Raw genomic sequence first — 12,850 nt, forward strand, 5'->3', positions numbered from 1 at the left:
GACCAGTAAGGGGAACTTCATGAATAAACATTTCGTCATACTCGCCGTGGCAAGCCTCGCCGCCACATCCGCGATCTCCGCGGAACTGCCTGAGCGCGTCAAGTCCGCGGGCAAGGTCGTCGTCGCCAACCAGCCCAACTACCCACCGATGGAATATCGCGATCCGGCGACCAACGAACTCAAGGGCGTCGACATCGACCTCGGCGTGGCACTCGCCAAGCGACTCGGCGTCAAGGTGGAATGGTCGGACATCGGCTTCGAACAGATGATTTCCTCGCTGACGACCGGCCGCGTCGACCTCATCCACTCCGGCATGAGCGACCTGCCGAAGCGCCGCGACACGCTCGACTTCGTCGATTACATGAAATCCGGCGCCCAGTTCTACACTGCCGCCGCGCGCAAGGACGAGTTCAAGTCGCCGTCTGACCTCTGCGGCAAAACCGTCGGCATGAGCCGCCGCACATCCTTCCCGGATGAAACCGCAAAATGGAGCGCCGCCAACTGCGAAGCTGCCGGCAAGCCGGCGATCAAGGTCGTCGGCACCGAAGGTTCCGCCGACGCGCGCGCCCAGCTCAAGCAGGGCCGCGTCGACGCTGCCGTCCAAGGTTCCGAAACCCTGCCCTATCTGATGACGCTGGAGAAAGACACCTACGCGCTTGTCGGCGAGCCCTTCACCGCCGTCTATCAGGGTATCGGCTTTGCCAAGAAGGACAGCGAACTGCGTGATGCCTATGCCGCCGCCTTGAAGGCGCTGATGGACAACGGCGAATACAAGAAGATCTTCGCCTCCTACGGTCTCGAAGGCACGATGCTCGACGGCATCTACATCAACGGCGAAGCCGCGAAGTAACGATGACCAGGCTCCGGCAACAAGCCGGGGCCTTCCTCTTCCGGCTCGGCAGCCGACACGAAACTGACCTTCGATCTGCAAGAGTTTTTCAAATTTATTCAGGGATATAGACCATGTCTCTCACATCGGGCATTAAGCCGGTTGACCGGCTGGCCCAATTCATTTCGACGCTGCAGTTCGAAGATCTGCCGCACGACGTGGTCGAAAAAACCAAGATCCATCTCGCCGATACGCTTGCGGCGGCACTTGCAGGCACCCGCTCGAAAGAATTGAGAACTGCAGGTCGCGTCGCCGATGCACAGGGAACCGCACCCGTCTGGGGCACCAACCGCAAGCTCAGTGCCCGCGATGCGGCTCTCGTCAACGGCGTTGCCGCCCACGCCTTCGAACTCGACGATTCCGGTGGCTGCGACCATTCCGGCGCGGTTGTCGTTCCAGCCGTCTTCGCAGCGATGAGTGAAGCGGCGCGGCCAGTGAGCGGCAGACAACTGATTGCAGCCATCGTTGCCGGCTACGATGCTGGCAGGCGCATTCTGGAAGCGGCTGGCGGCTACGACGCCCATAACAGCCTTGGCTGGCATTCGACCGCGACATGCGGCACGTTTGCGGCAGCCGCCGCAGCGTCGCGAGTTTTCAACCTCGATCCTTCCGCGACCCGCGACGCGATCACGCTTTCGACGAGTTTTTCCTCCGGCCTCTGGGCATTCATCCATGACGGTTCGCAGGCCAAGAAAGTCCATGCCGGTCGCGCGGCCGAGGGCGGACTTCTGGCCGCCAAGCTGGCCGCGGACGGATTTGCAGGCCCATCACAAGTCTTCGATGACGTCTGGGGCGGCTTCTTCCGAACCTTCAACAAGGCGGCCTGCGAACCGGAGAAACTGACCGAGGCGCTCGGCGAGAATTTCAAAATCCGCCGCGCCGTGCTCAAGCCCTATGCGTCGTGCCGCGGCGCTCACTCGGCCATCGACGCGTTGAACGACATGCTTGCCGAAAGCGGGCGGGCGGCGAGCGATATCAAACAGATCGAGCTTGCCATGAGCGCCATGCTGATGGGCATGTGCGGCGCCAAGGAAAACGGTGCGATGGCGCCAACCCAGATGAGCCTTCCCTATGCCCTTGCCGCACGTTGCGTCCACGGCAGTGCCGGGCTGGAAGCCTATGCGCAGGAGCGCCGGGCTGACCCGCGCATTGCCGCCATGATGGACCGAATGCAGCTTTCCGTCGACAATACGATGCATCCCATGGACGAACCCGTGGTGACCCTCGAATTTACGGATGGAGCGCGGATGTCGCGCATGGTGCCTCGCGCGACCGGATCGGCGGAACGGCCAATGTCTTCCGAGGACGTCGCCGGCAAGTTCCACACGCTCGCCACGATGAGCCTCGCGCCAACCCAAGCTGATACGCTCTGGCAAGCGATCCATGCCCTGGATACGCTGGATGATGCCAGCGCCCTTCTTCCCCTTCTCGCCGGCAATGCCGATCAACGCACGCTTTTCCTCTAAGGAGACAGGATGAGTTACGATCTCTCTCCGCGGCCTCTCAACCCGGCTCCCAAAACTCCGCCGATGATCTGGCCGAACGGCGCCCAAAGCGCGCTTTTCATCGGGTTCGATGTCGATGCGGAAACCGCATGGATCGGCAACAATCCATCGAATGTCGACCGCATGGTGACAACCTCCCATGGCGGCTATGACGCACGCGTCGGCATCGCCAAAATCCTCCAGTTGATGGACGAGCTATCACTCAAGGCAACCTTCTTCACGCCCGGCTGGACGGCGCTTGCCCATCAGGCCGCCTGCGAGGGCATCCTGAAAGGCGGCCACGAGATCGGCCATCACGGCTACCTGCACAAGATGCCGGATCGCGAACGCCTTGATGAGACCTTCGAGGAGATCGACCGCGGCTTCGACGCACTGAAGACCGCACTCGGCGTCCGCCCGGTCGGCTACAGGGCGCCTTCGGGCGAAAATTTCCCCGAACTGCTCGCCTACCTTGCCAAGAGCGGCGTGCGTTACTCCAGTTCCTTCCGCGACGATATCCTGCCCTATCGGCATGCCGGCCAAGGCGATCAGGAGGGCCTCGTCGAAATCCCGGTGAATTTCGCTTTCGACGACTGGAACTTCGGCATGTCGAGCCGGACCAGCCCGCGGCCGATCTTCGGCCGGGATGCCGTCCTGTCGTTGTGGATCGACGAGTTCGAAGCCACCCATGCCTGGGGTGGCGTGACGACGATGGTGCTCCATCCGCAGGTTTCCGGTCGCCCGATGCGCTGGCATCTGCTGCGCGACTTCCTCCTCCATGCTCGGCAGAAATCCGACGTCTGGATTGCGACAGGCCAGGAGATCACTGATCATTTTGAAATGCTGGAAGAGTTGCACCGTCGTTCTACGATGGTACCTCTGGGAACAAACGCTGGCCCTGAATGATGGGGGCCTCTTCTTCGACTACGGGCCGGCGGCCGGCGACAGCGACTTGCCATGGTTATTCAGAACGCCGGCGATCTCCCTGAGCATCGCCGAAAGCGGCGTCACCGTGTCGACAGCGAACCGCATGTCGCAAGTCGCTCAAAACGACTTAATTACCGGACCCGACGACCCGATCACCCGCTCTATTTCGGAAAGCCGTAACGTTCCGTGATGTCCCAGAACATGCGGTTGATCCTGACGAGAGAATTGATGCTTTCCTGTATTCGACCGATTTCCGCTCCGTCGAGTTCCTCTATCTTTCCGTATTTGATTTCATCCCGGCTTTCGAAGATCCGCATTGATTGCGTAATGCTGCGACCGCTGTCGGGATCGAAAGAATAGATGCAGTGATTGTATTTGTTGCGAAGTTTTGCCTCGTCTGACAGACGGCGGGTGGCATCGAGCACTTCTCGGCGGCAGGTCGCCGGCGTCTTCTTCATTTTGGTCAGACGCTCGACGAGATCGATACGCGCTCGGGTCGTATTCAAAGTCAGGAAAATGACGATCGCCGTCTCCTTATCCACATTGGCAAGGCCGGCAATCATGTGAATGAGCAGGCTTTCAGTATTGGTCCAAGTGTAGTTCAACTGCCCGATCAGGAGCAGGATCGCCTGAAGCCTGCTATTCGTTATCTGAGCGTTTGCCGCCGTCTTGGCGACGGTTGGGATCGTGTGCATTGCCAGCGGTATCCTTGCGTCTTTGCTCAAAATACAGAGCGACGACCTCAGTCCTGTTGTGTACGCCGAGCTTGGTGATGATGTTGTGAATATGAATTTTGACCGTGTGTTCGGACAGGCCGAGGGTGGCGGCAATGATCTTGTTTTGATTGCCCATCGCTATCCTGGCCAAGATCTCCCTCTCGCGCTTTGTCAGTCTGTCAAGCATTCGAACAGGAGAACCGCTGGAAACCTGCTGCCGGAATTGGGTTTCGGAGCCATCGCGGCTTTTTTCCAAAGGCTCTTCCTGCTGCGAGAGAGGAAATCTCGAAGGGAAATATCGACCGCCCTTCAATATGATGCGGAGGATCGACAGAAAAACATCCAGATTGACGTTGAACGGCACGATTCCCTGGATGATTTCCGTGCCCTGCATCCCCAACTCACTTGAAGTCATATCGTCGCCGCTGCCCATGAGCGCGAGACTGACATTATGATGAAGCCTTGCGAGCTTCGGCCAATGCTCGCGGAGGGCTGGAGCAAATACGGTATCCGCAAGCACAAGCTGAACCGAGGTATCGAGCTCTATTAGAGCGGAGTGCAGATCGGAGACCGTTTTCACCGAGAGCCAGGGAAATTCACTCTCTATAGCGGCAATCATCGCGCCGGATATCGTCCCGGGTGAGCAGATGAAAAGCAGTGTCCGGGCAGCATTCATCCTCGACAAAGAACCTGCCAGATCCACGCCGGCATGTTGCGAAGCAGTATGCGAAACTTGCATGAAATTCCCCTCCCGTTTGTCGGGCGCCTATGCGAAACGCACTTCTCGCCTCTTTTTCCGGGAGACGGTAGACCAGGACCAGAGGGTTGGGAATAGACCGAATAAGCTAGAAAATAGATCGAATAGATGATGCGCTTCAGCCAAAAAGCTTATTTGCGCATGAACAAAACATGAATTTATGATCTCTTTTGCGTTTTTTCAAAAAATCTGTTCGTTCGCAGGGAGAAATACCGAAGTCAGAGCTTACGTCTTCTTGGTCATGCCCCCTACACCTATTTGATTATCCTGTGCCGCCGGTCAGCCAGCCGCGCTAGATCGATATATTACCTTATCTCTTCTACCCAATCGCGCCACAGTATGCGCCGTCCGAAGCGTTTGAAGACCGGACGCTGCTTCATGGACGCAATGTCGCGAGTACGCGGTCACGCAAGCGCCCGCTCCAGGCCCTTCGGGAGCACCGGGGAGAAAAGAGGAGAAAACGAAAAACAGACATCACGGACAAAGAGCCGGCTGATGGTCGCGTCGATGCGCGCCCTATCGCCCCGATTAAAGCATGTTTGTTCCAACAGCGACGGACAAAGGCCACCAAAGAAGATGAATGGCGGTCGTGGCGTCGCTCCATCCAAAGGACAATGTCATGGCAAAGCGCAGTTTTTACGATCTGTTCGACGATGACAGTCAAGAACAGCAGCAGCAACAGCAAGAACGCCAACAGCAGCAGCAACAGGAACGCCAGCAGCAGCAGCAGTCGTCCGATCAGGGCCAGGGCCAGTATCAGGGCCAGAGCAGCGAGTCGGATAACCACAACGGCAATGGCAACGGCAATCTGAACCTCAACGGTAACGGCAGCCTCAACCTTAACGGTAACGGCAACGCTAACCTGAACGGCAACGCCAACTTCAACGAAAATGTCAGCGAGACGACCGTCGATGTAAATGTCGATGTCGGGCTGAATCTTGACGACTACCTGCCGGAGGACAACGACTTTGCCGATATCGACAACAGCGATATCGACGGGATGTTCAATATTCGCATCGACGATGTTCTGAACGATGCCTTGACCGGCGCCGGCAACGACGTCGCCAATGTCATCTCGCAAGTCGCCAACATCCAGGACAATGATCATCTCGGCAGCGCGTCGGTCAACAATGGCGGCTCCTTCGATCTTGATGCTCATCCGGACGGTGGCATTGCGATCGCGTCTGAAGGCATTGGCACCGATACCGGTGGCGGCGACGGCGGCGGCAATGCTAACGCCGACGGCGGCAACGGTGGAAGCGGCGGCGCGGCCCTTGGCGGCTTTGCCCTTGGCGGCATTGGCCTTGGCGGTCTGGCGGCAAGTGTAGCGGCCGGCGGTGAAGGTGACGGAGGAGATGCCGATGGTGGCGAAGCCGACAGCGGTGACGCTGACAGCGGCGAAGCCAATGGCGGAAACGGCAATGGTGGTCGCGGCGGAAACGGCGGCGACGGCCTGGGCCTGGGCCTGGGTCTGGGTCTGGGCCTCGGTGCAGGACTGGCATTTGCCGGCAATGGCGACGAAGGTGGTGATGCCGATGGCGGAGACGGCGGGGATGCCGGAAATGCCAATGGCGGCAATGCAGGTAACGGCGGTACCGGCGGCGATTCCACCGGCGGCGATGCGGGCGCTCTCGTCGGCGGCAGCCTCGGCTTCATCAATCCGATCTTCGTCAACAATGAAAGCGGCGAAGGTGGAGACGCTGGTGACGGCGGAGACAGCGAAGGCGGAGAAGGCGGCGATGCCGATGGCGGAAACGGTGGCGTTGGCGGATTTGGCGGCGCTGGCGGTGCCGGCGGCGACGCCCTCGGTGCTGGCCTCGGTGCCGGGTTCGGTGCAGGCGCCGGTAGCGGTGCCGGCGGCAATGGCGCCGCAGGCGGTGCTGGTGCGGGCGGGGCCGGTGTCAGCGGCGCTGCGACCAGTGGCGATGCCCTGGGCGGTGACGCATTGGCATATGGCGGCGTGGGCGGCGACGCCCTGAGCGGCGCCTGGGCCGATGGAACCGGCGGCGGTGCTGTCGGTGGCTGGGCAGTCGGCGGCTCTGGTGCTGCGGGCGGCATGGGCGGCATCGCCACGACCGGCTTTGGTGGAGCCGGCGGGGACGGCGGCACATGGGGCTCGAGCAACGGTGACGATGGTTACGTTACCGGCACGAGCAGCGCGTCGGCCGATGCTTTCGTCGAGACGCATGCCTTCAACCAGGAAATCGTCCTCGGTGCAAACCTGCAGCAGAATGCGATCGACATGACGATCGTCGGCGGCAGCCTCACGAGCACCGTAGTCGGCGAAGATGGCGACGACAGCACATCCTGACCCATAGCTCAACTCCGCTCATTGGAGCGGGAGCACGCCATGGACTGCGCATCGCTGCGCAGTCCAACCTTTGCTGAGTGTGATCAGCAGGCAATGTCGACACAAGGCTCCATGTCATGACGGCGATGGATCAGATTACCGACGAAATTGCGCATTTCATCGGCCTCTTTCACATGAGGATCGAGGAGGCACGCCTGCGGGACGCTTATCCCGATTTCTCCTATCATGCCCAGAAGAGCAATCTGCATTCCCAACCGGTTGCCCTCTCGGATTTCGATGCGCCTTATGAATTTATCGGCTTCGATCCGCAAATCTCCTACAGAGCACCGATTTATCTAAGGCCGGTCGATCACACGAAGCCTCTGTCGTGGCATGATCGTTCTTCAATCCCGACGGTCGAGGATGAGGCCCCCGCCCCCCCGCCGTATCATCCGGAAAAAGACCTGCCCGGACATCATACCGGTGGTCCGGCCGAGATGCTGACGATCGAGCCCCCCGGTTCGGTCGCAAATTATATCGTGCAGGCAGCGTCGCTTTCCGATGACGACGATTTCAACGTCGGCGGAAGCAATATCGAGTTCAATCCGCAGCCCGTCAGCGATCAAGACCTCTTGGATGCGGCGGATGAGGTGTTCTCCCAAGCGCCGATCGATGGTCTCGATATGCCGGCTACCAACGCCGAACTCATCGACATCATCAACAACGTTGCGTCTCAACTCAAAGCTCTGGCGGACATCACCTCAGAAGGACCGACGGATATCTCCGTCCAGCAATCCGAGGCGATCGAAGGCATCTATGTGAATGGCGAGATCGTCGAGGAGACACCCAAGCTGGAAGATTATCATTCTTTCGGCGAGGAAGCCGCTGAAGACGAGAACGCGGGCGATGCGACTGACGGCGGCGAGCAGGAGCAAATTGTCGATGGAGACGCCGAGGAGGATGACGGTCAGCCATCCAATGTCGTCATTTCCGAAGATGGTTCTGTCACTGTCAAGAACTCCGTCGAGCTCGTTGCGGGAAACAACACAGCCGTCAACGAAGCCGTGATCCAAAATCTCTGGACGGCGGGAACTGTTACGGCAGTCGTCGGCGACCATGTCGAAGTCAATGCGATCGTTCAGACAAATGCCTTATGGGACACGGATTCCGTGACCTCCGCCGTCGATACCTGGGCGAGCGAGGACGCTGCAAACGAGGTTTTCAATATTGCGACCTTCAAGCGGGACGACCCATTGGAGGATGCTCCAGACACGGAGGCAGCCGCGGGAGGGTTTCCCGCAGCCTGGGCCGTTGCCGAAATCCAGGGCGATCTGCTCATTACCAACTGGCTCGAGCAATATGTGTTCATGTCCGACAACGATGTCGGTGTCCTATCCGCATCAGGCGCTACGACGCAGGTCATTGCCGGAGACAACACAAGCGCCAACCAGACATCGATTTTCGAACTCGGTTTCTCCTATGACCTCATAATCGTGGGCGGCTCCCTCTATGACGCCAATATCATCCACCAGACGAATGTGTTGATCGACAACGACGTCGTCGGCGCGGTCTCGGGTTTTGAAACCAACGGCGAAGGAAACGTTGCTAGTTCAGGCAATCTGCTCTGGAACCAGGCTTACATCCAAAATGTGGGGGGAGCCGAGCGCTTCGAAACGTTGCCCTCCGCGTATCTGGATGCTGCGAACGATTTCGCTGCGGGAAATTATCACCTGTCCAGCGGCGTTCTCACGGATCCCATGTTCGCGGACCTCCCCGGATTGCGGGTTCTCTATGTCAGCGGCGACCTGCTGAACATCCAGTATGTCAGCCAGACCAACATTATCGGAGATAGCGATCAGATCACCCTCGCCATGAACGCGATCGATCCGCGTGCCGATGCCACGTGGTCTGTTTCGACCGGTGGCAACGTGCTGATCAACAAGGCCGCCATTCTGGATCTTGACTCCTTCGGGCAAACCTATGTCGGCGGCGAACAATATTCCCAGGAAACACTCTTTCAAGCGGAAATGATTTCACATCAGCCGGAGCTCCTTACGCGGGATCCGGATGCACTCGTCAACGAGGCGGTGGTCTTCCTGGACGAAACGATGCTGGAAGGGAACGGGAACTACGAGGCACCGGGCATCTCGACGCCCACAGACCATGACGGGCACTATCAAAACGACGGATTACAACATGTGCTCGGATAGAGGGGGGAAGCATGTCGGACACACAAAGGCGGGCAGAACGCCTGCAGGCTTCGGGTCGTCGGGACCCACAAATTAGCGATGAGGAAATCTATGCAACGCTGGAGCGCGCCGTGGAAGACTGCCTGAAGCTGTCAACAAATAACGCGGCGACATCGGCAACAATATCTCGACTGGACCCCAGAGACACCCCGCAAAATACCTCTAGAAAGGAGGAACACACCGCAAATGCTGAAGTCGTGCCCTCGCCGACACCCGACAACGTCACGGAAACGGAAATCGGAGCTCAATCCAGAACACCGGCGCGGGAAGCCCCCCAAGCGAAGAGCCCCGAGGGCATGATCACCATCGATGGCGACACCGGCCCTCTCCAGATCGACAGCAGGACAATCGGCAAATCTCCTTCGTCAGGCGGAGGCACCGGCTCGGGCAATGGCGGCGCACCATTTCACAAACGTCTCGCACCCATCGACTTTTCGGCAAGTCTGAGGGCCGGCATCAAAGCCGTGCGTGTGAATTTGGGCATTGTGATGCTGTTTACGGTTGCAAGCAACATCCTGGTGCTCGCGATCCCCGTCTACCTGTTCCAGATATCCGACCGCGTTCTTACAAGCCGGTCGATCGACACTCTGATCATGCTGACCGTTGTGATCGTCGGCGCCGTCATCCTGCAAGCCGCATTCGATGCGCTTCGTCGATTTATTCTGATGCGCACCGCAGTGGAAGTCGCCGCACAACTGGGCGCTCCGATCCTCAGCGCTGCCGCCCGTGCATCCCTCTACGGGAACGGGCGTGAATATCAAATTCTGAACGACCTGCAGCAGGTCCGTTCCTTCCTGGTGTCCAGAACGCTTCTTTCGTTCCTCGACGCACCGATCGCCCCGCTGTTCGTCTTGGCCGTATTCCTGATTCACCCGCATCTCGGATTTATCGTGGTCCTGACGGCGGTGTTGCTGCTTATCTTCACCCAACTCAACCAGCGCATGACGGCAGAACCCTTCTCGGAGGCAAATACCGCACAGGTGAAAGCCAACCTGCATCTGGAATCCATGTCCCGCAACTCGCAGATCATCAATGCTCTCGCGATGATCCCCGAGACCGTCCAGATATGGGGCAAGGACACAGCTTCATCCCTGAAGTCTCAGGTCATCGCGCAGGATCGCAATATCACCATCGCGGCTATTTCAAAGGCTTTCCGGCTCCTGACGCAGATCGCCATGCTGGGCTGGGGAGCGTTCCTATCGGTCGAAGGTCAGATCACTGGCGGGATGGTGATCATGGCTTCCATCATCGCCGGCCGTGCGCTGGCGCCGATCGAAGGCGCCATCGACGGCTGGAATCAGTATAGTCAGTCCCGGGCCGCCTATGGCCGTATAGCGACGCTTTTGACGTCGTCTCCCTTCAATTTCGAGCGGTTGAACCTTCCCAAGCCGGAGGGGCGACTGGATGTCGAAAGGCTGCTCTATGTGCCGCAGGGCACGAAACGCGTGGTGCTCAACGGCATATCCCTCTCCCTCCAACCGGGCGATTCCCTGGCGATCATCGGTAATTCCGGCGCGGGAAAGACGACCCTGGGAAAAATGCTTGTCGGATCGATCCTGCCGACCTCCGGAAACGTCCGGTTGGACCTCATGGACCTGCGCAACTGGGATCAGCGGCAGTTCGGCGAAAACATCGGCTACCTCCCGCAGGACGTGCAGCTGTTTCCCGGCACGATCAAGGCCAATATCGCGCGCATGCGGCAGGACGCGAGCGACGAGCAGATCTACCGTGCAGCCATGCTGGCGGACGTTCATGAGATGATCGCAAGCCTTCCCCACGGCTATGAGACTGTGGTCGCAGCCGACGGCGCGCCTCTGTCGGGCGGCCAGAAACAACGCATAGCCCTTGCCCGCGCGTTTTTCGGGGATCCCCATTTGGTTGTACTCGACGAGCCGAATTCCAACCTCGACAACGCCGGCGACGCCGCGCTGCTGCGGGCGCTCCAGCATGCCAAGGAAAACAAGATAACGGTTGCGACGATCACCCAGCGGCCAGCGCTTTTGAACAACGTGGACAAGATCCTCCTGCTCGTCAACGGCACGGTTGCCTTGTTCGGCACGCGCATGGATGTCCTGAAGGCTATCGAAGCCCGGGGGATCAACCTCAACACCGGCTCTTTCGGTCATCAACTGCAATAGGGGGAGCGGAAATCATGTCTTCCGTTGCAAAAGTTCACGATCTCGAATGGTATGCAGAAGTCCCAAGATCGGTTTGGAAACAGACCTTGGCCGGTCTGGTTCTCCTGATCGTCGCCTTCGGCGGTTTCGGCACCTGGGCATCGACCGCCCCCCTCGCGGCCGCGGTCATTGCTCAGGGCAGCTTTGTTGCAACCGGCCGCAACAAGGTCGTGCAGCATTTCGAGGGCGGGATCATTAAGGAACTGCTGGTGAGTGAAGGCGACCAGGTCGTCGAAAACCAGCCACTGGTCAAACTTGACGAGACCGCCGCGCTTTCAAAGAGGCGGGAGATTTTCCTGCGGCGTATCAGGCTGGAAGCAACCGCGGCGCGTCTTGTGGCCCAGGCTGAAGGCACTGATGTCATAAAAATCCCCGATATCCTCGGCGACTTCAAGAATGACCAGGATGTCTCCTCGATCTTGCTGACCCAGCAACTCAATTTCAAAGCCCAGCGCGTTAAATTCGCGACCGAGCTTTCCTTGCTGAGGCAGAACATGAAGGCGCTGGAGTTCCGTAGCGAAGGCTATACCCGACATCGCGACGCAATCTCCCGCCAGCTTGTTTTGCTGGGGGAAGAGTATGAGACGAAGCGAGCCCTGTTGGCCAAGGGCCTGCTTCGGGCAACAGAGGTAAAGGCGCTTCAGCGCGCGATGGCGGATGCTGAGGGACAGATCGGAAGGCTCAACTCCGAAATCGCTGAAACGGGCGCACAATTGCTGAAGGCCCAGCAGGAAGTAGCCCATGCCGAAGAGGCTTATCGGGAGGATGCTCTTGATCGGCTCCAATCCATCCAGGGTGAGCGGGACGCGGCCCGGGAACAGTCGCGCGAGGCTGATGACATTCTGCGTCGCACGACCATCGTCGCGCCCGTCTCCGGCACCATTGTTCGGACCTATTACCATACGACCGGTGGCGTTATCGAAAGCGGCAAAGGGATCATGGAGATACTACCCGCAGGCGTGCCGCTGATCATCGAGGCGAAGGTTCCCCGCAACGAAATCGACAATGTGAAGGTCGGTCAAAAGGCTACCGTTCGGCTCACCGCATTGAACCAGCGGACGACACCGATCCTGAACGGCGAGGTGTTCTATGTTTCCGCCGACGCGCTGGAGGACAGCAAGGCCGGCGTTGTCAACCACGACGTCTACATCGCGCGTATCCATCTCTCTTCAGACGAGATCGCGCGCGTCAGGGGCTTCACCCCGCAACCCGGGTTGCCGGCGGAAATCATGATCCAGACTTCGGTCAGGACATTCTTCAGCTATATCGTGAAACCGATCACCGACAGTATGTCGAGGGCATTTTCCGAGCGTTGAGCTTGGCCCCCTAGCGGAAATCAACACGCACAGCTTCGATGGTTC

The 12,850-nt window shown here is 59.0% G+C and carries 9 protein-coding genes; 7 read left to right on the forward strand and 2 right to left on the reverse strand.

The annotated features are described in order from the left end of the window. Nucleotides 1–19: 19 nt before the first annotated feature. From J2046_RS18695 to J2046_RS18705, 3 genes are all read left to right on the forward strand, one after another. The gene (locus J2046_RS18695) at nt 20–850 is read left to right on the forward strand and encodes an ABC transporter substrate-binding protein (protein ID WP_210054401.1); all 831 of its coding nucleotides are present in this window, start codon (nt 20–22) and stop codon (nt 848–850) included. Between the two features lie 113 nt (nt 851–963). Then, nucleotides 964–2,355 (forward strand): MmgE/PrpD family protein, encoded by a 1,392-nt coding sequence (locus J2046_RS18700; RefSeq protein WP_210054403.1) that lies wholly within the window; start codon nt 964–966, stop codon nt 2,353–2,355. Between the two features lie 9 nt (nt 2,356–2,364). Further along, complete coding sequence (locus J2046_RS18705) at nt 2,365–3,279, forward strand: polysaccharide deacetylase family protein (protein WP_210054405.1); 915 nt, start codon at nt 2,365–2,367, stop codon at nt 3,277–3,279. Nucleotides 3,280–3,461: 182 nt separating this feature from the next. Here the strand turns inward: J2046_RS18705 and J2046_RS18710 are convergent, their stop codons facing one another. Both J2046_RS18710 and J2046_RS18715 read right to left on the reverse strand, forming a co-directional pair. After that, on the reverse strand, nt 3,462–3,995 hold the full coding sequence (locus J2046_RS18710; protein WP_052182745.1) for a hypothetical protein: 534 nt from the start codon (nt 3,993–3,995) through the stop codon (nt 3,462–3,464). Then, nucleotides 3,940–4,755: a response regulator transcription factor gene (locus J2046_RS18715; protein WP_210054406.1), complete on the reverse strand. Its 816-nt coding sequence runs from the start codon at nt 4,753–4,755 to the stop codon at nt 3,940–3,942. The genes J2046_RS18710 and J2046_RS18715 overlap by 56 nt, the downstream gene beginning before the upstream one ends. 637 nt (nt 4,756–5,392) lie before the next feature. On the opposite strand from J2046_RS18715, the gene J2046_RS18720 reads away from it, so the two are divergent. From J2046_RS18720 to J2046_RS18735, 4 genes are all read left to right on the forward strand, one after another. Beyond that, nucleotides 5,393–7,084 (forward strand): hypothetical protein, encoded by a 1,692-nt coding sequence (locus J2046_RS18720; protein ID WP_210054408.1) that lies wholly within the window; start codon nt 5,393–5,395, stop codon nt 7,082–7,084. Between the two features lie 116 nt (nt 7,085–7,200). Beyond that, nucleotides 7,201–9,273 (forward strand): hypothetical protein, encoded by a 2,073-nt coding sequence (locus J2046_RS18725; protein WP_210054409.1) that lies wholly within the window; start codon nt 7,201–7,203, stop codon nt 9,271–9,273. Between the two features lie 11 nt (nt 9,274–9,284). Continuing rightward, nucleotides 9,285–11,450 carry a type I secretion system permease/ATPase gene (locus J2046_RS18730; protein WP_210054411.1) on the forward strand — a complete coding sequence of 722 codons (2,166 nt, stop codon included), beginning with the start codon at nt 9,285–9,287 and terminating at the stop codon, nt 11,448–11,450. A gap of 14 nt (nt 11,451–11,464) precedes the next feature. Further along, nucleotides 11,465–12,805 (forward strand): HlyD family type I secretion periplasmic adaptor subunit, encoded by a 1,341-nt coding sequence (locus J2046_RS18735; RefSeq protein WP_210054413.1) that lies wholly within the window; start codon nt 11,465–11,467, stop codon nt 12,803–12,805. Nucleotides 12,806–12,850 lie beyond the last annotated feature (45 nt).

This window comes from Neorhizobium petrolearium (assembly GCF_017873175.1).
In the GTDB taxonomy this organism is placed as follows: domain Bacteria; phylum Pseudomonadota; class Alphaproteobacteria; order Rhizobiales; family Rhizobiaceae; genus Neorhizobium; species Neorhizobium petrolearium.